Origin of the sequence: Lacticaseibacillus chiayiensis (assembly GCF_004123795.1) — a bacterium.
Classification (GTDB): Bacteria; Bacillota; Bacilli; order Lactobacillales; family Lactobacillaceae; genus Lacticaseibacillus; species Lacticaseibacillus chiayiensis.
The window spans coordinates 104437-127167 of sequence record NZ_MSSM01000021.1 but is presented as its reverse complement, the minus strand read 5'-3'; the positions used below and the strand labels follow the sequence as shown (position 1 = coordinate 127167).

The window sequence follows — 22731 nt, the reverse complement described above, 5'->3', positions numbered from 1 at the left end:
CTGTCCGCGCCGGCTCGCGCTCACATTAACGCGCTCCCCGGCGCAGAAGTCTGCATGTAAGGACCTTGGCGCAATGGCCAAAGCCCGGCCATCTCGCCAAGGCCACTTACACTCCGACTTCTGACCGCGCCGGCTCGCGCTCAGGAGGGGATAGCATGGCTGAAGAAGTTGAACTTACCCAACCGGATGTCATGAAGTTGTGCAAAGCTTATATGAATCCTGAACATTTGGCATTCGTGGAAAAGGCCTATAAATTTGCTGCATACGTTCATAAAGACCAGGTTCGCAAATCCGGTGAGCCTTATATTATCCATCCCATTCAGGTAGCCGGGATTCTTGCCGAATTAAAAATGGATCCGGAGACAGTTGCTTCCGGGTATTTACATGATGTCGTCGAAGATACCAACATTACGTTAGGCGACATTGAAGAAGTGTTTGGACACGATGTTGCGGTTATCGTTGACGGCGTTACCAAACTGAGCAAAGTCACGTACGTTGCGCATAAAGACGAACTCGCTGAGAATCACCGGAAGATGCTCTTGGCGATGGCCAAAGACTTACGGGTCATCATGGTGAAATTGGCTGATCGTTTACACAATATGCGGACGCTCCAACACTTACGCCCGGACAAGCAACGGCGGATCGCCAATGAAACATTGGAGATCTATGCGCCTTTAGCCGATCGTTTGGGGATCAGCACCATCAAGTGGGAGCTCGAGGATCTATCATTGCGCTATCTAAACCCGCAGCAGTATTATCGGATTGCGCACTTGATGAACAGCAAGCGCACCGAACGTGAAGCTTATATTCAAGAAGCTATCGAAGAAATCAAAAAAGCCCTGGCCGACCTGCATATTAAATACGAAATCTATGGCCGGCCCAAGCATATTTATTCGATTTACAAAAAAATGCGCGACAAGCATAAGCAATTCGATGAACTCTATGACCTGCTTGCGATTCGTGTGATTACCGAGACGATTAAAGATTGCTATGCTGTTTTAGGCGCCATTCATACCAAATGGAAACCGATGCCAGGCCGGTTTAAAGATTACATCGCGATGCCAAAAGCCAACTTGTATCAAAGTATCCACACAACGGTGATCGGGCCGATGGGCAAACCGCTAGAAGTACAGATTCGAACTGAAGAAATGCATCATGTGGCTGAATATGGTGTTGCGGCACACTGGGCCTACAAGGAAGGTCAGACGAGTAAGGTTCAATATGACAAAGCCGGCAAGAAGTTGGATATTTTTCGCGAAATCCTCGAATTACAGGACGAAAGCAGTGATGCTGCCGACTTTATGGAAAGTGTCAAAGGCGATATTTTTACCGACCGGGTTTATGTGTTTACCCCTAAAGGTGACGTCTACGAGCTTCCTAAGGGTAGTAATCCACTTGATTTTGGCTATCTCATTCACACCGAAGTCGGTAATCATACCGTTGGCGCCAAGGTTAACGGCAAAATCGTACCGCTTAATTATGTGCTCAAAAACGGCGATATCGTCGAAATGTTGACTGCGAGTGGCAGTTCGCCGAGTCGTGACTGGATCAAGATCGTCTACACGTCCCGTGCACGCAACAAGATCAAGCGTTATTTTAAGCAAGCCGATAAAAGCGAAAATGCCGACAAAGGCCGTGATATGCTTGAACACGAGCTACAAGAAGAAGGGTACACGCCAAAAGATTTCCTGACAAAAGAAAATCTGTCGGGATTAATGCAGCGCCTGAATTTTCAAACCGAAGACGAATTAATGAGTTCGATTGGCTATGGCGAATATACGCCGAAAGTCATTGCGAATCGCCTGACCGAGAAGTATCGGCACGAGAAGGCGGAGAAAGATCGAAAGGCCAAAGAAGCCGCGATTTTATCGAAGAATCAAAAAGTGACGACAGTTTCCAGCGAACGTCATCAGCCCCAGACCCACTCTGAAGACGGCGTGGTCATTGAAGGCGTCGATAATCTGCTGGTCCATCTGGCTAAGTGCTGCATGCCTGTGCCTGGCGATGCGATTGTCGGTTACGTCACCAAGGGCCGCGGTGTGACCGTCCATCGTGCCGATTGCCCCAACGTTCAAAATTCAAAGGAAATGTCAGGCCGGCTAATCGAGGTTCGCTGGGAGAATGAAGAGGATCAAAAGCAGCTCTTCAACACGGATCTCGAAATTTACGGCTACAACCGCAGCGGCTTGCTGAGTGATGTTTTGCAGGTTCTCAACGCCCAAACCAAGGCACTGAATAATATTAATGGTCGGGTCGATCATGATAAAATGGCCGACATCCACGTCACGGTCGGTGTCCGCAACCTTGCCCATTTGGACAAATTGATGGATGCGGTCAAAAACGTTCCGGACATTTATGAGGTCAAACGGGCTAATGGTTGATCGGAGTTGGCAGGCGAACAGCATGACGCATCTGGGTCAGCACTGCTGTTCGTCCTGTTTTTTTGATCATGACAAAACGATCGGAATTAAAACAAACGAAAAGGAGAAACATTCATGCGCGCAGTTGTTCAACGCAGTCTTGCGGCTCAAGTCAACATTGATGGAAAAACAGTCGGAGCCATTGACCATGGTTTTGTGGTTTTACTGGGAGTCGCGCCGAATGACACACAAGCCGACAGCGATTATCTGGCCGAAAAGATCAGTAAGCTCAGAGTATTCAGTGATGACGCCGGCAAAATGAACTTAGCGCTGGCAGATGTCGATGGTCAGATTCTATCGATTTCCCAGTTTACGTTATACGCGGATACCCGCCGTGGCAATCGACCGAGTTTTACCGATGCCGCCAAGCCGGCATTGGGCGAACAACTGTACCAAGCCTTCAATGCCAAACTCCGGCAACTGGGGATCACAGTGGCAACCGGTGAATTCGGCGGCGATATGCAAGTAAGCCTCACTAACGACGGCCCAGTCACCATTCTGTTTGATACGGAGGCAAAGTAATGCTGGTTAACGCAATTTGGGATTTTGACGGCACACTGTATGATTCATACCCCGGGATGATGAAAGCCTTGAGAAGCCTTGTTCTGGACAATGGCGGCCAAATTGAATCGCAGGAACTGTATCGTCAGGTTAAAAAGACATCGATCAAGAAATTTTTAACCGACTTTGGCAGCAAAGTGGGCCGATCGGTGGATGAGCTAGAGGCTGAATATCACCGTCGCGCCCGGGTTTATCTGCATGATATTCATCCGTATCCGGCAGCATTATCGGTTTTAACGGCGATAAAGGAGCAAGGCGGCCATAATCTACTGTTAACGCACCGCGATCACAGCGCGTGGGACATTTTGGCCAACGATCACGCCGACACGCTCTTTTTAGGCGGGGTGGACTCTGACTTGGATCTGCCGCGCAAACCGGCACCTGACGCCATCCAATATCTGCTAAAACGATTTCAACTAAATCCGGCCGTCACAGCAATGATCGGGGACCGCTCCCTTGATGTTGACGCTGGCATTAACGCAGGGGTCAAAACCATTTATTTTAATGTCGACGGCTTAAACGCCGCACCGCAAGCAGACTTTCAAATTAATCATCTTGAAGAGATCCCACGGTTGTTCCGGAAATAAACGATCCATCCAAAACACCCGCAAAAGCAACGGTATTATTCCGCTGCTTTTGCGGGTGTTTGATTAGTCAAAACAAGTGAATGATTATTGGTGATTACCAGCTTTGAAATAGGCATTCAATCCATTAACAATATCCGTTGCGATTTTAGATTGATACGTTGGATCCTTGATATACTTAAAGTCTTTATCGTTGTTAATGTAACCCATTTCGTTCAAAATGGCTGGTTGATTGTTATCACGTAAAACTTCAAAATTGCCAAACGCGACGCCACGATTTTTAAGTGGTAAGCCAGTCAGTGCCCTGTTGATGGATTTCGCCAAGGGTAGATCTTTTTTACTGCTGTAGTAATACGTGGTGAATCCTGAAGCCGAATTTTTGGATGGACTGGAGTCGAAGTGGAATGAAATGAACGCGTCGGCATGGGCGTTATTGGCAGTGGCTGGTCGCGGCGCAAGATCGACAAACTTATCCGTGGTGCGCGTCATGATGACGTTAGCGCCGGCAGCCCGCAACGCATTAGCAACCAAATCAGCGGTCTTCAGCGTGTAAGTTTTTTCGTAATCTGAGCCATCATTGGCAATCGCACCGGTATCGGAACCACCATGCCCCGGATCGAGGACAATCGTTGCCTCTGAAAGCTTAGTGGCAGCTTTTTTCGTCTGCCCGTCATTCGGGGCGCTGACCGTCCAGCTAGCCACAAAGCCGGTCTTTCCATCCGGTGCCGTGACTTGGTACCAATCATCCTGTTGCTTGATAACGGTCAGTTCCGTGCCCTTGTCCAGTTTTTCGACAACCGGTGCATTGATACCCGCCGCATTTCGTAAATTAGTCGTTGTGTTGGTCGTGACTTTGAGCGAGGGGTTACTTTGGGTTTGCGTCAGATTTGCCTGCGCAGGTTGCGCTAGATTCGTTGTCTTGCCTGTTAGCTGGATACTGCTGCTGGTAATCCACGCTGCAGTATTGTTGTAGGCAATTTGTGTCCAGTTGCCTTCCTGATAAACGACCTTAACACTCACACCGGCATTAAGGGAGCCCAATTGTTTGGCATCCTGGCTTGCATATTCACGCACATTAACTGGCTGATTGACCGTGGCAACTTTTGCCCGCGTCGTGGCAGCTTCGCTCTGATCCACCAGCCATGATGCCACCCAACCAATTCGATTCCCGGCAAGTCGCACTTGGTACCATGAGTTTTTGGCACCGATAATCGTCAGCTGATTACCTGACTTAACCTGACCCATAATGCCATAAGCAAGCCCTGGGCCTAGGCGCACATTAACCGTGTCGGCCTTAACCGTCATATATTGCGTATTTGCCATGACACTGGTCGTCGCGGCACCAACGCCAAACAACACCGCCAGCAAAATAATCAATGGCCATTTTTTTAACTGTCCGATATGTTTCATGACCAGCCTCACCATTCTCTAAAGATCATTAAGCTCATTATAGCAAATCGGCTGGTAAAAAGGCGGCAAAGACGTTATTAGCGATCTGCAAAAGCGACTTCAGACTATTTTCCAACTTATGAAAGAAGAAAATGGTTTGTCTCAGCCGCGCAAATCCTGAGTAACAAGTTTGTCAATATAAGCTGGCACTGGCGCCAGGTCACTAAAAACCTGATAGGGCTGATATCTGCTCATGCCATTGAGATGATCACGGTTGATCCACACTTTTCGCCAGCCCATCTTTGTACAAGGAACAATATCCCACCAAAAACCTTTGGCAATATGCACGTGCTGTTTAGCAGTGTGACCGATTTGATGATCAACATACTGAAAGAATGCCAGCGTTGGTTTGTAACAACCTGTTTGTTCCGGTAAAAAGATGTCATCAAAAAGGTGACCAAGCGTTGCGGCATTATCGGCCATGATGTCAGCCGAAGCATTCGACATGAGGAGGAGAGTGTGTTGCTGTTCTTTAAGTTGTTGGAGAACGAACATGACCTCGGGAAAAGGCCTAAGTTGGTGATAAGCTTGAACAATAAATTTTGCCTGCTTTTGAAAGAACGATGTTGTTGCAAATATCATATCTAAGTATTCAAGATCCCTTTGAATGAGGGTTTCATAAGGCACGATTGTCTCACCGTACATCAGGCGATCTTCAAAACTGCTGTATGTACTGATAACTGTTTTCGAATTGCGGTTACATTTGCGCGCCAGTTGCATCAGTAGTTGGTTAATCGGGCTGGTATCTAACAAAGTCCCATAACAATCAAACGTTAAGATCAAACGAACACTCCCTATCTTTTAATCGTCAGATTCGAGCTGCAGTTTCAATGCATCAGTAATTCGCTGTCGAATCATATGATGCCTAATAGGATCGTATTGATATCGCGAATTGCTCCAGTACGACGCGGGATATAACCAAACCGGCTTTGCCAGACGAATCGGGCTTTCTGTTTTGTATCGCGGAAACACATGTGCATGTAAAAAGTGATCAGTATTACCAAGAATGTCATAGTTCACGCGCACTGGCCGGCATGCAGATAAGACCGCATCGCCCAAAGCGGCCATACTTTGCAAAAATAAGGTTCGTTCGGGTTTCGTCAATTGATTTAAGCTACCAACTTCGCGTTTTGGCAACAACACACTATATCCGGGAAGAAACTGAACATCCCCAAAAACAGCAAAGCCACCTGGCAATTCTGCCATCACCATCGGATTTTTACCCATTAGAGCCGACTGAATGCGATTATCTTGCCACATTATCATCATCCCTAATCAAATTTTAATTCTGTTAATTAAAATCATCATACTCGTATGGCCTTTTAAAGACAATATTGCTTTGAAAGCAAATTTAGCGTTTACATCGGGATAAACGCCGTTGACAAAGCTTTCTGCAAACCGTATGCTTTAACCAATAACTAAGACCTGTGACGGAGTAGGATAGATCAATTTCAAGCGACCCGGAGATGGTGAAAGCCGGGACCGATCGAAAAGACACTCCCGAGGTGATCAAATTCCGGAACGCCACCGTTATGGCAAAGTAAAACACAAGGTGGTACCGTGTCCGCACCCTTCGAGCGATCGAGGGGTGCATTTTTTTAGAGCGTGAGCTGGCGCGTTCAGAAACCGGAGTGTAAGTGGCCTTGGGCGTGATGGCCGGGCTTTGGCCATTGCGACCAAGGTCCTTACACGGAGGTTTCTGCGCCAGCGAACGCGTTTTCGATGCAGTATCGGCCAGCGTTGTTCCTTATCTGCATGCAGTAAGATACTTTAGCTATTTGCGACCAAGGCCCTTACACGCAGGCTTCTGCGCCGGTGAGCGCGTTTCCGCGACAGTATCGGCCGGCATCATTCCTCAGCCGCATTTCAATCCCACCTTACAGATCACATCAAATCCAACCCATCACATCTCTCAGACTACAGGAGGTCCCTCATGAATTATCAACGTCCAAAAGGCACAGCCGATATTTTACCTGGCCAAAGCGAACGTTGGCAGCAGGTCGAAGCTGTTGCCCGTCAAATTTTTGCTCAATACCAATACCGTGAAATCCGCACGCCGATTTTTGAAAATGTCGATGTTTTTTCGCGCAGTGCTGGCGACACCAGTGATATTGTGACCAAAGAAATGTATACCTTCAAAGATAAAGGCGACCGGATGATGGCTTTACGTCCAGAAGGCACTGCCGGGGTGGTGCGGGCGTATGTCGAGAACAAATTATACGGTCCTGAATATGCGAAGCCTTACAAGGTTTATTATATGGGGCCAATGTTCCGGTATGAACGCCCGCAAAGTGGCCGCCAGCGGCAGTTCCATCAAATTGGGGTCGAGGCTTTCGGCAGCGATTCACCGGTGCTGGATGCTGAAACGATCGCCTTGGCTAAGCAATTGCTTGAAGCTTTAGGCGCCAAACACCTTAAGTTTGTCATTAATTCGCTGGGCGACCCAGCGACGCGTAAAGCATTTCATGCGGCGCTCGTCGATTACCTGACGCCGTTCAAAGATGAATTATCTGAAGATTCCAAAGTTCGCTTAGAAAAGAATCCTTTGCGCATTCTCGATAGTAAAGATCGCCATGACCAGGAGATTGTCGCCAATGCACCCTCAATTCTGGATTATCTGACACCGGAAGCCCAACACCATTTTGATCGCGTGAAGACATTGCTGACAGGGTTGGGAATTGATTTTGACGTGGATGCCACCATGGTCCGCGGACTTGATTACTATAACCACACGATTTTTGAAGTTATGTCTGATGATAAAGTCTTTGGTGGCGGCTATACGACCATCTTGGCAGGCGGCCGTTATAACGGGCTGGTTGAAGAACTCGGTGGTCCTGAGACCCCCGGAATTGGCTTTGCCATGGGCGTTGAACGCCTGATGCTGTTGATGCAATCAGATCAAGAAGCAGCACAACCAGATGCCTATATAGTCACCATTGACCAGGGTGCTGACCAAGAGGCTTTGCAAATGTTAACAGCCTTGCGTGAACAAGGCTTTACCGGCGAAATGGATTACATGGGCCGCAAAGCGAAGGGCCAGTTTAAAGCGGCCAACAAAGCGCATGCAAAGCTGGTTTTGACAATTGGCGAAAGCGAACGCGCAGCCGGCACAGTCCAAATCAAAAATATGGCAACCGGTCAGCAACAGGCCTTCCCACAGGCTGATGTGTTGACGGATTTCGGAAAAATTTACACGCAAGTAACGGAGGCAAAGTAGTATGAGTAAACGAACGTGTTATGCCGGTGACGTCACCACCGATTATGTTGATCAAGAAGTCACCTTGAAGGGATGGGTGCAAAAGCGTCGCAGTCTCGGCAGTTTGATTTTTGTTGACTTGCGAGATCGTGAAGGCATCGTTCAGCTGGTTTTTTCTGAAGCGTTTGATCAGGACGCTTTGGTAGTGGCTAATTCGGTGCGTTCAGAATATGTCATCGAAGTGCACGGTATTGTCAAAAAGCGTAAGCCGCAAGCGGTGAATCCGGAAATGAAAACCGGTGATGTCGAAGTTGAAGTCCATGACATCACTATTTTGAACAAGGCCAAAACGCCACCATTTTACATCGAAGACAATGTTGCTGTGACCGAAGAAACCAAATTAAAGTACCGCTACCTTGATTTGCGGCGACCGGAGATGCAGAAGAACATTTTTACCCGCGCTCACATTATGCGCAGTGTGCACCATTACTTAGATGACAACGGTTTTATCGATGTCGAAACCCCGACTTTGACTGCCAGCACGCCTGAAGGGGCTCGTGACTATTTGGTGCCGTCCCGGGTTTATCCAGGCAGCTTCTACGCCTTGCCGCAATCACCGCAGTTATTTAAGCAGTTGCTGATGGGGGCCGGATTTGATCGGTACTATCAAATCGCCCGGTGCTTCCGTGATGAAGATTTACGCGGCGACCGTCAACCGGAGTTCACCCAAATTGACCTTGAGACCAGTTTCTTGACAGCTCAAGAAATTCAGGACATTACAGAAGGCTTAATTGCCCAAGTGATGCATGATGTTAAAGGCATTGACGTTAAATTGCCATTCGAGCGAATCACCTGGCAGGATGCGATGGATAAATACGGTTCCGATAAGCCGGATCTACGCTTTGACATGCAAATTCAGGATGTTTCCGATTTGGTCAAAGATTCTGAATTCAAGGTCTTTGCGGGTGCCGTGCAAAATGGCGGCCAGGTTCGTGCCATTGTTTTGCCAGGCGGTGCCGACAAGTATTCCCGTAAAATGATTGATGCTCAACAGGACTATATCAAGCGGTTCGGTGCTAAAGGTCTGGCGTGGATGAAAGTGACCGCGGACGGCATTAGCGGCCCAATTGCCAAGTTCTTTGGTGACGGCAATACGCTAACACAAGCGGTTGGCGCCCATGCCGGTGATCTGGTTCTATTTGTGGCAGATAAGGCAAAGGTCGTTGCTGATTCACTTGGTTATCTTAGGACTCATTTTGGCCATGACCTTGGTTTGATTGATGACAAAGAATTCCGTTTTTGCTGGGTGGTTGACTGGCCGTTGTTTGAATACGATGAAGGGATTCAACGCTGGGTGCCAGCTCACCATCCGTTTACAATGCCTAATGAGGAAGACGTCCACCTGCTTGACACCAATCCGCATGCAGCGCACGCCCAAAGCTACGACATTGTGTTGAACGGCTATGAATTGGGTGGAGGGTCCATCCGTATTCACAACCGGGAGATTCAAGAAAAAATGCTTAAAGCACTTGGCTTCACGCCGGAACGCGCCCAAAAGAGTTTTGGCTTCCTGCTGACAGCGCTTGATTATGGATTCCCGCCGCATGGAGGCTTAGCCATCGGGTTAGATCGGTTTGTCATGCTATTGACAGGCCGCACCAACATTCGTGATGTCATTGCCTTCCCGAAGAACAGCAAAGCCAGCGAGCCGATGACCAGTGCACCGTCACCAGTCGCCGATGTTCAGCTCAAAGACCTAGGCATTGAGGTTCGGCCAGATGTCGATCCGGAAAAAGAGCATGAAGGTGATGAGAACTTAACCGAGTAATGACCGGCAATGTTTCTTCATCAATATGAAACAATTTAATTGCTGACAATTTAAACGCCTGCCGCTATAATAAAACGTAGCGGAGGTGTTTTTTATGTTCGATAAAGCAAAGCAAGCTGCAAAATCTGATTTAAAGAAGCGTTTGTCACCAGAAGCTTATGCCGTGACTCAGAAAGCCGCAACTGAACGTCCGTTTTCCGGTCAGTATGATAATTTTTATCAAGAGGGAATTTACGTGGACGTCGTTAGCGGTGAACCGTTATTTTCCTCCAAAGATAAATATGACGCCGGTTGTGGCTGGCCGGCTTTTACCAAACCTATCACCAAGCTGGCAGAGCATCGCGATCAAAGCTTTGGCATGGAGCGGGTCGAAGTTCGCAGTCCTGAAGCTAATTCGCATTTGGGGCATGTGTTTAACGATGGCCCGATCGATAAGGGTGGCTTGCGCTACTGCATTAATTCTGCAGCGCTGCGTTTCATTCCTGTCGCGGATCTTGTCAAAGAAGGCTACGGGCAATACCAACAACTTTTCAAATAAGGTGACGCCAGTGGGTTTTGCTGGCTAGCGAGCACGTTCATGTCAAATAGAATGATTGTTTTTGATTTGGTAGCAATATAAGACCGCCCTTGTTATACTTGATCACGACATGATTATGGGTGACAGGGAGCGGTTTTTGTATGGAAGAGATCGATCGGCTAATTCGCCGACATCAAAATTGGTCACGATTATCAGCGGCATTTTTCTATAGTATTTGTGTCGCCGTTGCGTTGAATATGTTTTGGGAACCGGGTGGGGTTTTTGCCAGTGGCATTACCGGTGCGGCACAGCTTTTGGCGACTGTGGTGCGAAAATGGTTCAACTTCGACATTGCGCTACCGTTCTTTTCGCTGGCAACAACGGATTTGTTTTCAACCGGGACATTGCTGTTCTTATTAAACGTGCCATTGTTTATTTTGGCATGGAAGGCAATCGGCCACCGCTTTACCGTGTTCACCTTTTTGGCGGTTATCTTCTCGACGATTATGATTCGGTTGCTGGGGGTCTTAACACCACTGACCAAAGATCCAATCGTTTGTGGTATCTTCGGGGCGGTTGTGAATGGCCTAGGTACCGGTTTTGCCTTACGCAATAACATTTCCACTGGCGGCATTGATATCATCGGCATCGTGCTGCGTAAACGGACCGGAAGAACGGTTGGCACGATCAATATTATGTTCAATGTGCTGATTATCTTTTTTGCGGGTTTTGTCAACGATTGGCCACATGCGTTGTACTCGGCACTGGCAATTTTCATCAACGGACGGGTCATGGATTCGCTATACACGCGTCAGCAGCGACTGCAGGTCATGATTGTCACGGCTCGGCCTAAGCAGGTTGTTCGAGAGATTCAAGGTTCACTACGCCGCGGCATCACCATTGTTCATGATGCAGAAGGGGCCTTCCACCACGAAGAAAAGACCATTCTCTTTACTATCATTTCCCGCGCCGAAATGTACGACCTAGAACAGGCCATGCGCCACAGCGATCCGTATGCGTTTGTGTCAATCACGGATTCAGTCAAAATCCTCGGGCATTTTTACGAGCCTAAAACGGATTAGCCGCGCTAACATGAACCTGGTAAACAGCTCAAGGTTTTGATTATTTTTTCCAGATCACCAGGAATCTCAATTGAAACGATTGCTGGTCGATCAAACATAGGGGGCTTTTTTTAATGTTAATCGGTGCCAATGTCAGTATGAAAGGCACAAAAATGTTGTTAGGGGCAGTTGAAGAAGCGGCTAGTTATGATGCTAATACGCTGCAGTTTTATACAGGTGCACCGCAAAATACGCGTCGTAAACCAACGAGCGAGATGCGCATTCCTGAAGGGCTGGCAGCGATGACCAAAGACGGCATCAGTCATACCGTTATTCACGCACCTTATATTGTCAATCTTGGCAATACGAAAAAGCCCGAAAATTTTGAATTTGCGGTGCAATTCATGCAGGAAGAAGTTGCTCGAGCAGACGCGTTGCATGCCTATACAATGCCATTTCATCCCGGTGCGCATGTGGGCGCTGGTCCTGAAACAGCGATCAAGCAAATTGTCAAAGGCTTGAATCGCATTATTGACCCTAAGCAACATGTCACGATTGCGCTTGAAACCATGGCAGGGAAGGGAACGGAAATCGGCCGTTCTTTCGAAGAACTCGCTGCGATCATTGACGGCGTGACCTATAACGAAAAGCTGCGCGTGACTTTTGATACTTGTCATACCAACGACGCCGGTTACGATGTCAAAAATGACTTTGATGGCGTTTTAAATGAGTTTGATCACGTCATCGGTATGGATCGATTGAGCGTCATTCACGTGAACGATTCCAAGAATCCGCGCGGTAGCCATAAGGATCGCCATGCCAACATCGGTTTTGGGACAATCGGGTTTGACGCGTTAAACCGAATTGCCCATCATCCGGCATTGGAAAAGTTACCCAAGATACTCGAAACCCCATATGTCGGGCCAGATAAGAAACATCAGGTTCCGCCATATGGGGAAGAAATTAAGTGGCTTAGAAGCGGCCATTTTCAGCCGGAAGCTTTGCGCCGGTTGATGGGTTAATGAGTCTCGGTATTTTCAAATTCATCTAAACCCATGTGCTCCAAAATCAGGGTTGCCGTTTCTTCAATTGATCGGTGTGCGGTGTTAATCACCATGCAGCCGATTTTTTTGTAGAGATCTTCAGCAAACTTCAATTCCTGATTGACTTGATCACGCGCCGAGTAAGCAGTGTCTGGATTCAAGCCATACTGAATCATGCGCTGACGCCGAAATTCCATTAAAACGGAGGCATCAGTGGTCAGGCCGACAATCTTTTTAGGATCAACCTGCCAGATTTCTTCAGGGATATGAGCATTCGGCACCAAAGGTAAATTGGCCACTTTCAGATTGCGATTGGCAAGAAAAAGCGAAAGCGGCGTCTTGCTGGTTCGCGAGACACCCAGTAACACAATGTCTGCTTCGAGGAAGCCTTTTGGATCTTTGCCGTCATCATACAAAACCGCAAATTCCATCGCCGAAATACGGTCAAAATAACGTTCATTGAGATCGTGCACGGCTCCCGGAACGTGATTGGGTTCTTCATGGGTGATTGATTTAATCCCGCTTAAAATCGGTGACATGACGTCGATCGCAATGATGCCTTGGTCTTTCGCGTAATGTGTTGCCAGTTGGGCGAAGCCGTCTGTCACGAAGGTCATAATAGCTAACGCGTTTTCTTTCTTGGCTTCATCAAGAGAGCTATAGATTTTTTCTTTGTTATGGATGAACGGAAAGCGAACGTAATGAGCTTCAAATTCGGGAAACTGTGCGGCAACAGCCTGAGCCAATCGCAAGCCGGTTTCGCCAACCGAATCTGACATAATATATAAATTCAATTCTTGGGTCATAATGCCACCTCGCTACTTAGATAACGCTATCATAGCATAATTCAAGTGTGGGCGTGAATGTCGCAAAACGGGGTCATCAAACGCTAGCAAATCTTTGATTGCGAACGTCAATGACGTTAAGATTTAGTTGAGACAACATCTTTGTCAATAACAGCGGTTGTTTATATAAAAATCTGAAATCGCTTATTGACGCGTGGTTGTCAGTTTTGTATACTAATAAACGAACTATTGGCTATGATATCCGTCAGTGGTTACACAAGTGTCGGAGGGAGGGATATCACATGGCTAAGACAGTTGTTAAGAAAAACGAATCTCTCGATGACGCTCTTCGGCGCTTCAAGCGTACCGTATCCAAATCCGGTACACTCGCTGAATACCGCAAGCGTGAATTCTATGAGAAGCCTAGCGTACGCCGCAAGCTGAAGTCAGAAGCAGCGCGTAAACGTAAGAAGTATTAATAAAGGACTTGGTGAATAGTGGCTTTAATGGATGAGCTTAATGCTCAGATGAAGCAAAGCATGTTAGCCAAGGACAAAGTAACGTTGAGCGTCGTCCGGATGTTGAAAACAGCGTTGGTCAATGAAAAGATCAAACTCGGCCATGAGCTTTCCGAGGATGAAGAAAAGAGCGTTCTTGCAACTGAATTAAAGCAGCGCAAGGAAAGCGTTTCAGAATTCAAAAAAGGTGGCCGTGATGATTTGGTCCAGGAAACCGAAGCCGAAATCAAGGTTGTGGAGCGTTTTCTACCAGCCCAGTTGAACAAAGCCCAAGTCGCTGACATCGTTGATGCAACAATCAAAGAAGTCGGTGCCAAAGGTAAGCAAGACTTCGGCAAGGTGATGAAGACACTGATGCCCAAGGTTAAAGGCCAAGCTGATGGCGGTCTCGTCAGCAGCGTGGTAAAAGAAAAACTTAGTTAACGACAAAGCCGGTGTTAGCACCGGCTTTTTTTATTGTGGTGGTTGGTAGTTGGATGATACTGCAGCGGAAACGCGCTCGCAGTCGCAGAAATCTGCGTATAAGGACCTTGGGCGTGATGGCCAAAGACTGTTGTATGTGAGCCAAGCTGGCCGATGCTGTAGTGGAAACGCGCTCGCAGGCCCAGAAACCTGCGTGTAAGGACCTTAGACCTGAATGGCCAAAGACCGGCCATTTAGGTCTAAGGCCACTTACACTCCGGTTTCTAAGCGGGCCTGCTCACGCTCTTAAAATATGCTAAACTAATACCATCTTCATCGCTTAAAATATTTGTTAGGGGGCCAATATTTGGCACAGGAAACCTCGGAGAAAATTTTCCGACTTAGCAATCCCGACATGGCGATTAACCTTGTCGGCATTAATGATGCTAATTTGACGTTGATTGAAGAAGGCTTGAACGTGCGTATTTCGCCTTTTGGTGACGAATTGCGCATTAGCGGTGAACCGGAGACGGTTAGTTTGACCTTGCAGCTGTTGGAAGCAACGAGCAAGTTGTTGTCGCAGGGGATTAAGTTGTCACCGCAGGATATTGCCAGTGCGGTTGCCATGGCGAAACGTGGGACGCTGGAATATTTTGCCGATATGTATAGCGAAACCTTGTTGCAGGACGCTAAGGGCCAGCCGATTCGGGTTAAGAACTTTGGCCAACGCCAATATGTCGATGCAATCAAGCATAACGATATTACTTTCGGTATCGGGCCGGCCGGGACAGGGAAAACTTTCTTAGCTGTTGTGATGGCCGTTGCGGCAATGAAAGCCGGACAAGTGGAACGAATTATTTTAACCCGTCCAGCCGTTGAAGCAGGAGAAAGTCTGGGTTTCCTTCCAGGCGATCTAAAAGAAAAGGTCGATCCTTATTTGCGCCCGGTTTATGATGCATTGTATGCGGTTTTAGGCAAAGAACACACGGATCGGCTAATGGATCGCGGTGTTATTGAGATTGCACCATTAGCCTATATGCGTGGTCGCACACTTGACAACGCTTTTGCCATTCTTGACGAAGCGCAAAACACGACACAGGCCCAGATGAAAATGTTCCTGACGCGTCTCGGCTTTGGCTCAAAAATGATCGTCAACGGCGACGTAACACAAATCGATTTGCCGAATAATGCCAAGAGTGGTCTGCTACAGGCAGAACAACTGCTAAAAGGGATTAGTCACATTGCCTTTACGCAATTTTCATCACAAGACGTTGTGCGGCATCCGGTCGTTGCCAAGATTATCGAAGCATATGGCAAACACGATTTACAGCTGCAGAAACGAACAAAGGAGTAGACCGATGGACTTAGAGTTGTACGATGATGATCATTTATTGGACGCGCAACACCATGATCTGATTCAGAAGTTGGTTGCTTTTTGCGGACAACAGTTAAAATTGCCTACCGATACCGAGATGTCCATCACGATTGTCGGTGATGATGACATTCAGAGGATTAATCGTGAATATCGTGACACCGATCGGGCAACGGATGTCATTAGTTTTGCGATTGAAGATGGCGAAGATGATCTGCCGCTGCTTCCGGGTATGGCAAAGAACATTGGCGATCTGTTTATTGATCCGCTAACGGTTCGCCGCCACGCCAAGGAGTATGGCCACAGCTTTGAGCGCGAGCTGGGATACACGGTGGTTCACGGCTTCTTGCATCTAAACGGCTATGATCACATCAAGCCGGAAGATGAAGCCGTTATGATTCCGCTTCAAAAGAAAATTCTGGCAGCTTATGGCCTTACCCGATAAACAGATCGGCAAAAACAAACATTTTATCCAAAGCGCCCGCCACGCGCTCGATGGGCTGCGCGTCTTTTTTGTCGACGAGAATAATTTCAAACGGGAATTTACCAGTGCGGCTCTGGTCATTATTGCCGGTATTTGGCTAAAAGTACCGCCATTTTCCTGGTTCGTCCTGCTTTTAGCCATTTTGTTGGTTTTCTTAGGCGAACTATTGAATACCATTGTGGAAAATTTGGTGGATTTCATTATCGGGGAACACTATGATTTACGGGCAAAAAAAATTAAGGATATGAGCGCCGGCGCTGTTTTGCTGGTATCTCTAATCGCCGTTGTCGCCGGTGTTTATGTCTTCGGGCCGCCGTTGTTTGAACTTTTGAGGAGTTGGTGAAGTTGTCTGTTTTACGTACCGCTGCCTTGGCAGCACGCGAAAATGCTTATGTTCCGTATTCACACTTTGCGGTCGGTGCTGCGGTTCGCGTCGGTGACCGAATCTTTTCCGGCGCCAATATTGAAAATGCCAGTTATGGCTTAAGCAATTGCGCTGAGCGTAGTGCGATTTTTGCAGCCGTGAGTGCCGGCTATACCAAGCTGGAAGAATTATACGTGATTGCGAATACAGAAGACCCGGTTTCACCTTGTGGGGCATGCAGGCAAGTTATCAGCGAATTCTTTGCTGCCGACGCGGTTATCACGCTTGCCAACGTTCATGGTGATTCGCAGCAAACAACTCCGCAAGCCTTACTACCGGGCGCATTTTCGAAAGGAGATTTGAACGCTTGAGCGAACATCATTCTGGCTTTGTTGCCATTATCGGTCGACCAAATGTCGGTAAATCAACTTTTATGAATCGGATTTTGGGTGAAAAGATTGCCATTATGTCTCCCAAGGCCCAGACAACGCGGAATAAAATCAACGGTATTTATACCACGCCTGATGCCCAAATCGTTTTTGTCGACACGCCGGGGATTCATAAGCCTAAAAATGAACTCGATGACTACATGGATAAAGCAGCGTTATCGACCTTGAACCAAGTGGACGCCATTTTGTTCATGGTCGCAGCGGATGAGCAAAAAGGCGCTGGCGATGCGTATATCATGCGGCAGTTGGCTGAGGTGAAGAAGCCGGTTTATTTGATTTTAAATAAAATCGATTTGGTGAAGCCGGATGATCTTTTACCGTTGATCGAAAGCTATCAGCATGATTATGACTTCGCCCAGGTTTTCCCGATCAGCGCAACCATGGGTAACAATGTCGATGACTTATTAACCTCGTTGACAGCAGCCTTGCCGATCGGTCCGCAGTATTATCCGGAAGATCAATTGACCGATCATCCGGAATACTTCGTCGTAGGAGAGCTGATTCGGGAGAAAGTCCTCGAACTCACCCGCGATGAAGTACCGCATGCTACGGCTGTCCAAGTCGAACGCATGAAAGATCGCGAAGGCGGTAAATTACAGATCGAAGCCTACATTATTGTCGAACGCGACAGTCAAAAGGGCATCATTATCGGCCGCGGCGGGCAAATGCTAAAGCAAATCGGTATTCGGGCACGCCGGGATATTGAGAATTTGCTAGGTGATAAGGTGAACTTAAAGCTGTGGGTTCGCGTCCAGAAAAATTGGCGCGATAACAACACTTATCTTAAATCGCTCGGCTACAACACAAAGGATCTGCGCTAATGGCTAAGCAAACGCAAACTTTTGAGGGCCTTGTGATGTCCCGCCAAAATTATCGCGAATCCGACATGTTGGTTAAAATTTTAACCGATCAGTTCGGCAAGAAAATGTTTCTGTTAAACCGGGCCCGCAAGCCCGGTTTTGCTTTAGCTGCTGGTATTTTGCCATTTACACATGCCGATTACATTGGTGAGGTTCGCGAGTCGGGACTATCTTATTTGTCGGCCATCAAAAATGTGACTCAGTACCGCCAAATTTCCAATGACATCACGCTAAATGCCTATGCAGCCTACATTTTTGGGTTGCTCGATTTAGCGTATCCGGATGGCCAGCCAGTCGGTTTCTGGTTTAACCAGATCAAGCAAGCCCTACATTTGATTGACACTGGTCTTGATCCGCAAATTATCGCCAATGTGATTGAGGTGCAGATGCTAAAAGCTTATGGCGTAGAACCCAACTGGCGCGGTTGTGTGATCGATGGCCGCACCGACTTGCCGCTGGATTTCTCGGAAAGCTATGGCGGTCTTCTGTGTCAACGGCACTGGGATAAAGATCCCCATCGGCTTCACGCCAGTCCGCGCGCTATTTTTTATCTGCGCCGGTTTAGCACCCTTGATCTCAGTCAGGTGAAACACATTAATGTTAAACCTGCCACCAAAGCCGAGCTAAAACGGGTTCTTGACATCATTTACACCGACATGGTTGGCGTGACGCCAAAAGCCAAGCGTTTTATCGACCAAATGAATCAGTGGCAGGATCGCTTGCCAGACGCGCATAAACCCAGCGACTCCCAGTCGAACAACGAGCATCGAGAATAGTCATTGCTTTTCTGTAGCTTTGTGGTAGGTTGAAGACAAGTAAGCGTTTTCGTAATTGATGATTTTTGGGTGAAGATGATTTCGGCAGATGTTTTCAAAGGGGTGGCGAGCATGGCAGAAACATTACCCAGAGCTGTCAAAGTCTGGATGGGCGCAAATATATTACAAATTAAGTTTGATAACGGACAAACGCGGTTCATGAGGACACATTTTATTGATAATTATGTATCCTCATGGTCGCCGAGCAAGGGCAAAGGTAAACGGGTCAACTTTTTTGTGGCACCAACTTGGGAATGGCTGGGCTCTAATGCCCGAATCGAATCCGATGGCAGCGTCACACTGTTTGAAAAAGATACCTACACACCTGAAGAGCTTTGGAACAACAGCAAGCCAAGTATCGATCATTTATCCGGCATTAATTAGCATTTCTTGAAGTGGCTCAGTGATATGTACATTTTATGAAAGGCGTTCACTGGGCCAAAATCCGGAATGTAAAGGCTTTGGTCGCAATGGCCAAAGAAATCTTACTGCATGCAGGCAAGAAATAACATTGGCCGATACTGCATTGAAAACGCGCTCACAGTCACAGAAATCTCCGTATAAGAACCTCAAACCTAAATGGCCAAAGACCAGCCATTTAGGCTTGAGGCCATTTACACTCCGATTTCTAAGCGCTCCTGTTCGCGCTCTGCTTTCAGAAAGTCGCTTGACAGCACCTACCGCGATGCTATACTTATTAGGAAAATTGAATCGGTGATGAGAAAAAGGATCATATCGGTACTTAGCTTCAGCGAGTCAGGGATAGTGCAAGCCTGGTGACGGTAGGTATGATTGGCGTTTTCGAACCAAATAATGAAGCTGCAGGCAGGTTTTGCAACTGTCTGAAGTAGGGTGGAACCGCGCAGAAGCGTCCCTACGCCAACTCTTGGCGTAGGGACGTTTTCGCGTTTCTTAAAATGTTGTCTGAGCCAAGATCCACTTCGATTCACCGGGAAAGAGGTTGTCATGACAACAAAAATGGACATCCAAACGATGATCCAGACCCTGCAAAAATTCTGGGGTGACAAAGGCTGCATGCTGATGCAAGCCTATGATGTAGAAAAAGGCGCCGGTACCATGAGTCCGTATACCTTTTTACGGGCAATCGGACCGGAACCTTGGAATGCTGCGTATGTTGAACCTTCTCGGCGTCCGGCAGATGGCCGTTACGGTGAAAACCCGAACCGGTTGTTCCAGCATCACCAATTTCAGGTGGTCATGAAGCCGTCGCCGGAAAACATCCAGGACTACTATCTGGATTCACTGGCAGCGCTTGGCATCGATCCTTTGGAACACGATATTCGCTTTGTTGAAGATAACTGGGAGAATCCTTCCATGGGTTGCGCTGGGGTAGGCTGGGAAGTCTGGCTTGATGGTATGGAAGTCAGCCAGTTTACGTATTTCCAAGTGGTCGGTGGTCTTGAAGTGTCGCCGGTCACCAGCGAAATCACTTACGGAGTCGAACGTTTAGCCTCTTATATTCAAGACGTTAATAGCGTTTTTGATCTTGAATGGGGCGACGGTGTTTTGTACGGCGACATTTTCAAAGAACCTGAATATGAACACAGTAAATATGCTTTTGAAGTTAGCGATCAAGAGATGTTATTGAAGTTCTTCGATGCTTATGAAAAAGAAGCATGGCGACTGATGGATCTTGGCTTGGTTCATCCAGCTTATGATTACATCCTCAAATGCAGTCATACTTTTAACCTGTTGGATGCACGCGGCGCCGTTTCGGTTACCGAACGGGCCGGGTATATGAGTCGAATTCGCAAGATGGCACATAAAGTTGCCCGGGCATTTGTGGCTGAGCGCAAAAAGCTCGGTTTCCCATTGCTGCAGCGCAAAACGGAGGTGCAATAACATGACGCATGACTATCTGATCGAAATCGGCCTTGAAGACATGCCTGCCCATGTTGTAACGCCGAGTCTGAACCAATTTCATGACAAGACAGTTGCTTTTCTGAAAGCCAATCATCTTGAACATGGTACGATTGACTGTTACGCAACCCCGCGGCGGCTGGCATTACTGGTGCATGATCTAGCCGCCAAACAAGCCGACATTGAAGAAGACGTCAAAGGCCCTGCCAAGAAAATTGCACAAGATGCAGATGGCAACTGGACGAAAGCTGCCATTGGTTTTTCACGCGGGCAAGGCATGACCCCGGACGACATTGTTTTTAAAACCGTCAAAGGCGTTGATTATGTTTACCTCCATAAGGCCATTAAAGGGAAGAGCGCAGCCGAAATTCTGCCGGGGATGCTGGCTGTCATCAAGAGCTTGACGTTCCCAACGCGAATGAAATGGGGCGCCTATGATTTTGAATACATTCGGCCGATTCATTGGCTGGTCAGCTTGCTGGATGATCAAGTTGTACCGATGAAATTATTGGATGTCGAAGCCGGTCGGGTCACACAAGGCCACCGTTTCCTCGGCAAACCCGTTTCGCTGGCGAATCCAGATGATTATGTATCGGCGTTGAAAGACCAATTTGTGATCGTCGAACCTGCTACCCGCAAACAGCTTATTCGCGACCAAATTAAACAGATCGCGACTGATCATCAGTGGCAAATCGATCTTGATTCCGATTTGTTAGAAGAGGTCAATAATCTGGTTGAATGGCCAACTGCTTTTGCGGGCACTTTTGACAAGAAATACCTGGCGATCCCTGAAGCCGTGCTAATCACCTCAATGAAAGATAATCAGCGATACTTCTATGCGCGCGACACGACCGGTAAGATGGTCAATGCCTTCATTGGCGTCCGTAATGGGAATCGCGACCATCTGGCCAATGTGATTGCCGGCAACGAAAAGGTCTTGGCTGCTCGACTTGAAGATGCTGCTTTCTTCTATGCAGAAGATCAAAAGCGCAGCATCGCCGAAGATGTTGAGCGTCTCAAAGCGGTTAGTTTTCACGATAAAATCAGTTCAATGTATGACAAAATGGGCCGCACGAAAGTCATTGCCGATATACTTGCTGACAAGTTTGGCTTGTCGACCGCGGACAAAGCTGACTTGGATCGGGCTACTTCTATTTATAAGTTTGATCTGGTCACATCGATGGTCGGTGAATTTCCGGAGTTACAAGGCATTATGGGCGAGCACTACGCACGACTGGCCGGCGAAAAGCCAGCGGTGGCACAGGCGATTGCCGAGCATTATGAACCGATTGCCGCTGACGGTGCGTTACCGCAAAGTTTGGTTGGGACGGTTTTAGCCATTGCTGACAAACTGGACTCACTGATGAGCTTCTTCGCCGTTGATCTAATCCCCAGCGGCTCCAACGACCCATATGCATTGCGGCGCCAAGCTTATGGCATTGTCCGCATGATTGCGGCCCACGACTGGCCATTTGCGCTTGCCAAACTGCAACCTGCCATTGCCCAAGCACTTGCTGCAGCCGGGAAAACAAACGGGCTAGATTTTGCGGCCCATCAAGAAGAACTTAACGCATTCGTCATCGATCGTGCCAAGCAATTGCTTCAAGGCGAAAAGATTCGGCATGATATCGTGGATGCAGTCACGGTTCGCAGCGATGCTGATATTGCCGGGATTTTGGATGCTGCCAAAGTGCTGACTGCCCATGCAGCCGATGACGATTTCAAAGCCGTCATGGAAGCCTTGGGTCGAGTGCTGCGGATTACCGGTAACAAAGCCACTGATACCCAAGTGGATCCAGACAAGTTTAAAAATAATACAGAAGGCCAGTTACACCAAGCAGTGACCACGACTGCCCAAACCTTTGACGCGGAACCAACTGAAGCTGATTATCAGGCGCTCAAAGCTTTGGTTGACCCGATTAATGCTTATTTCGATGCTACCATGGTTATGGCCGATGACGCAGCGGTGCGCGCGAATCGGCTGGCCACCTTACAGCAACTTGCCCGACTTATCCGACAGTTTGGCGATGTCAGTCAGGTGATTGTGAAGTAGATTTGCTTTTTAGCCGTCAAGGGGCTATACTGTATTTTGTATTAATCTGCCGATAGACTATTCAAAAGTCGCATTTCATATGAGAAGTG

23 protein-coding genes are annotated in these 22731 nt (G+C 47.7%); 19 read left to right on the top strand and 4 right to left on the bottom strand.

What is annotated here, in order from left to right:
* Positions 1-155 precede the first annotated feature (155 nt).
* The 3 genes from BVJ53_RS09025 (at position 156) to BVJ53_RS09015 (ending at position 3568) form a co-directional block, all read left to right on the top strand.
* Positions 156-2381 carry a RelA/SpoT family protein gene (locus BVJ53_RS09025; protein WP_129302129.1) on the top strand — a complete coding sequence of 742 codons (2226 nt, stop codon included), beginning with the start codon at positions 156-158 and terminating at the stop codon, positions 2379-2381.
* A 114-nt stretch (positions 2382-2495) separates the two neighbouring features.
* Positions 2496-2942 (top strand): D-aminoacyl-tRNA deacylase, encoded by a 447-nt coding sequence (gene dtd / locus BVJ53_RS09020; protein WP_129302128.1) that lies wholly within the window; start codon positions 2496-2498, stop codon positions 2940-2942.
* Positions 2942-3568 (top strand): HAD hydrolase-like protein, encoded by a 627-nt coding sequence (locus BVJ53_RS09015; RefSeq protein ID WP_129302127.1) that lies wholly within the window; start codon positions 2942-2944, stop codon positions 3566-3568. The genes dtd and BVJ53_RS09015 overlap by 1 nt, the downstream gene beginning before the upstream one ends.
* Positions 3569-3652: 84 nt before the next feature.
* On the opposite strand, the gene BVJ53_RS09010 is transcribed toward BVJ53_RS09015, so the two are convergent.
* From BVJ53_RS09010 to BVJ53_RS09000, 3 genes are all read right to left on the bottom strand, one after another.
* Positions 3653-4975 (bottom strand): N-acetylmuramoyl-L-alanine amidase, encoded by a 1323-nt coding sequence (locus BVJ53_RS09010; RefSeq protein ID WP_129302126.1) that lies wholly within the window; start codon positions 4973-4975, stop codon positions 3653-3655.
* 141 nt (positions 4976-5116) lie between these two features.
* Entirely contained in the window at positions 5117-5797 is a 681-nt protein-coding gene (locus BVJ53_RS09005) for an HAD family hydrolase (protein ID WP_129302125.1), read from the bottom strand.
* Positions 5798-5815: 18 nt separating this feature from the next.
* A complete protein-coding gene (locus BVJ53_RS09000; protein ID WP_129302124.1) occupies positions 5816-6274 on the bottom strand; it encodes an HIT family protein in 459 nt (152 codons plus the stop codon).
* A 673-nt stretch (positions 6275-6947) separates the two neighbouring features.
* Here BVJ53_RS09000 and hisS point away from each other — a divergent pair.
* From hisS to BVJ53_RS08970, 5 genes are all read left to right on the top strand, one after another.
* Entirely contained in the window at positions 6948-8231 is a 1284-nt protein-coding gene (gene hisS, locus BVJ53_RS08990; protein ID WP_129302122.1) for a histidine--tRNA ligase, read from the top strand.
* Between the two features lies 1 nt (position 8232).
* Positions 8233-10038 carry an aspartate--tRNA ligase gene (aspS, locus tag BVJ53_RS08985; protein ID WP_129302121.1) on the top strand — a complete coding sequence of 602 codons (1806 nt, stop codon included), beginning with the start codon at positions 8233-8235 and terminating at the stop codon, positions 10036-10038.
* 94 nt (positions 10039-10132) lie between these two features.
* Positions 10133-10576: a peptide-methionine (R)-S-oxide reductase MsrB gene (msrB, locus tag BVJ53_RS08980; protein ID WP_129302120.1), complete on the top strand. Its 444-nt coding sequence runs from the start codon at positions 10133-10135 to the stop codon at positions 10574-10576.
* A gap of 140 nt (positions 10577-10716) precedes the next feature.
* On the top strand, positions 10717-11637 hold the full coding sequence (locus BVJ53_RS08975; RefSeq protein WP_129302119.1) for a YitT family protein: 921 nt from the start codon (positions 10717-10719) through the stop codon (positions 11635-11637).
* A gap of 113 nt (positions 11638-11750) precedes the next feature.
* Positions 11751-12638 carry a deoxyribonuclease IV gene (locus BVJ53_RS08970; protein ID WP_129302118.1) on the top strand — a complete coding sequence of 296 codons (888 nt, stop codon included), beginning with the start codon at positions 11751-11753 and terminating at the stop codon, positions 12636-12638.
* Here the strand turns inward: BVJ53_RS08970 and BVJ53_RS08965 are convergent.
* Complete coding sequence (locus BVJ53_RS08965) at positions 12635-13465, bottom strand: pyruvate, water dikinase regulatory protein (protein ID WP_129302117.1); 831 nt, start codon at positions 13463-13465, stop codon at positions 12635-12637. The two genes, BVJ53_RS08970 and BVJ53_RS08965, sit on opposite strands and share 4 nt — an antisense overlap.
* Positions 13466-13746: 281 nt before the next feature.
* Between BVJ53_RS08965 and rpsU the strand changes: the two genes are divergently transcribed.
* The 11 genes from rpsU to glyS all read left to right on the top strand — a co-directional run bounded on the left by rpsU (position 13747) and on the right by glyS (position 22642).
* Positions 13747-13923, top strand: coding sequence for a 30S ribosomal protein S21 (gene rpsU, locus BVJ53_RS08960; RefSeq protein ID WP_005687665.1), 177 nt, complete (start codon positions 13747-13749; stop codon positions 13921-13923).
* Positions 13924-13950: 27 nt separating this feature from the next.
* On the top strand, positions 13951-14385 hold the full coding sequence (locus BVJ53_RS08955) for a GatB/YqeY domain-containing protein (protein WP_191983440.1): 435 nt from the start codon (positions 13951-13953) through the stop codon (positions 14383-14385).
* A gap of 346 nt (positions 14386-14731) precedes the next feature.
* Positions 14732-15718 carry a PhoH family protein gene (locus BVJ53_RS08950; protein WP_129302115.1) on the top strand — a complete coding sequence of 329 codons (987 nt, stop codon included), beginning with the start codon at positions 14732-14734 and terminating at the stop codon, positions 15716-15718.
* Between the two features lie 4 nt (positions 15719-15722).
* Positions 15723-16181: an rRNA maturation RNase YbeY gene (gene ybeY, locus BVJ53_RS08945; RefSeq protein WP_129302114.1), complete on the top strand. Its 459-nt coding sequence runs from the start codon at positions 15723-15725 to the stop codon at positions 16179-16181.
* Positions 16165-16563: a diacylglycerol kinase family protein gene (locus BVJ53_RS08940; protein ID WP_129302113.1), complete on the top strand. Its 399-nt coding sequence runs from the start codon at positions 16165-16167 to the stop codon at positions 16561-16563. The genes ybeY and BVJ53_RS08940 overlap by 17 nt, the downstream gene beginning before the upstream one ends.
* 2 nt (positions 16564-16565) lie before the next feature.
* Entirely contained in the window at positions 16566-16955 is a 390-nt protein-coding gene (locus BVJ53_RS08935; protein ID WP_129302112.1) for a cytidine deaminase, read from the top strand.
* Positions 16952-17854 (top strand): GTPase Era, encoded by a 903-nt coding sequence (era, locus tag BVJ53_RS08930; RefSeq protein WP_129302111.1) that lies wholly within the window; start codon positions 16952-16954, stop codon positions 17852-17854. The genes BVJ53_RS08935 and era overlap by 4 nt, the downstream gene beginning before the upstream one ends.
* Positions 17854-18669, top strand: a complete 816-nt coding sequence (gene recO, locus BVJ53_RS08925) for a DNA repair protein RecO (protein ID WP_129302110.1) — start codon at positions 17854-17856, stop codon at positions 18667-18669. The genes era and recO overlap by 1 nt, the downstream gene beginning before the upstream one ends.
* 111 nt (positions 18670-18780) lie before the next feature.
* A complete protein-coding gene (locus BVJ53_RS08920; protein WP_129302109.1) occupies positions 18781-19092 on the top strand; it encodes a hypothetical protein in 312 nt (103 codons plus the stop codon).
* Between the two features lie 582 nt (positions 19093-19674).
* Complete coding sequence (gene glyQ / locus BVJ53_RS08910; protein ID WP_129302107.1) at positions 19675-20571, top strand: glycine--tRNA ligase subunit alpha; 897 nt, start codon at positions 19675-19677, stop codon at positions 20569-20571.
* A 1-nt stretch (position 20572) separates the two neighbouring features.
* The gene (glyS, locus tag BVJ53_RS08905; RefSeq protein ID WP_129302106.1) at positions 20573-22642 is read left to right on the top strand and encodes a glycine--tRNA ligase subunit beta; all 2070 of its coding nucleotides are present in this window, start codon (positions 20573-20575) and stop codon (positions 22640-22642) included.
* Positions 22643-22731: the final 89 nt, after the last annotated feature.

Bases quoted from the DNA above. Each gene is read 5' to 3' on its own strand.
- BVJ53_RS08940 (WP_129302113.1), top strand. From the start codon at position 16,165: ATGGCCTTACCCGATAAACAGATCGGCAAAAACAAACATTTTATCCAA.
- msrB (WP_129302120.1), top strand. From the start codon at position 10,133: ATGTTCGATAAAGCAAAGCAAGCTGCAAAATCTGATTTAAAGAAGCGT.
- hisS (WP_129302122.1), top strand. From the start codon at position 6,948: ATGAATTATCAACGTCCAAAAGGCACAGCCGATATTTTACCTGGCCAA.
- BVJ53_RS08970 (WP_129302118.1), top strand. From the start codon at position 11,751: ATGTTAATCGGTGCCAATGTCAGTATGAAAGGCACAAAAATGTTGTTA.
- aspS (WP_129302121.1), top strand. From the start codon at position 8,233: ATGAGTAAACGAACGTGTTATGCCGGTGACGTCACCACCGATTATGTT.
- glyS (WP_129302106.1), top strand. From the start codon at position 20,573: ATGACGCATGACTATCTGATCGAAATCGGCCTTGAAGACATGCCTGCC.
- recO (WP_129302110.1), top strand. From the start codon at position 17,854: ATGGCTAAGCAAACGCAAACTTTTGAGGGCCTTGTGATGTCCCGCCAA.
- BVJ53_RS08965 (WP_129302117.1), bottom strand. From the start codon at position 13,465: ATGACCCAAGAATTGAATTTATATATTATGTCAGATTCGGTTGGCGAA.
- BVJ53_RS09015 (WP_129302127.1), top strand. From the start codon at position 2,942: ATGCTGGTTAACGCAATTTGGGATTTTGACGGCACACTGTATGATTCA.
- rpsU (WP_005687665.1), top strand. From the start codon at position 13,747: ATGGCTAAGACAGTTGTTAAGAAAAACGAATCTCTCGATGACGCTCTT.
- BVJ53_RS09000 (WP_129302124.1), bottom strand. From the start codon at position 6,274: ATGTGGCAAGATAATCGCATTCAGTCGGCTCTAATGGGTAAAAATCCG.
- ybeY (WP_129302114.1), top strand. From the start codon at position 15,723: ATGGACTTAGAGTTGTACGATGATGATCATTTATTGGACGCGCAACAC.
- dtd (WP_129302128.1), top strand. From the start codon at position 2,496: ATGCGCGCAGTTGTTCAACGCAGTCTTGCGGCTCAAGTCAACATTGAT.
- BVJ53_RS09025 (WP_129302129.1), top strand. From the start codon at position 156: ATGGCTGAAGAAGTTGAACTTACCCAACCGGATGTCATGAAGTTGTGC.
- glyQ (WP_129302107.1), top strand. From the start codon at position 19,675: ATGACAACAAAAATGGACATCCAAACGATGATCCAGACCCTGCAAAAA.
- BVJ53_RS08920 (WP_129302109.1), top strand. From the start codon at position 18,781: ATGGCAGAAACATTACCCAGAGCTGTCAAAGTCTGGATGGGCGCAAAT.
- BVJ53_RS08955 (WP_191983440.1), top strand. From the start codon at position 13,951: ATGGATGAGCTTAATGCTCAGATGAAGCAAAGCATGTTAGCCAAGGAC.
- BVJ53_RS09010 (WP_129302126.1), bottom strand. From the start codon at position 4,975: ATGAAACATATCGGACAGTTAAAAAAATGGCCATTGATTATTTTGCTG.
- BVJ53_RS08975 (WP_129302119.1), top strand. From the start codon at position 10,717: ATGGAAGAGATCGATCGGCTAATTCGCCGACATCAAAATTGGTCACGA.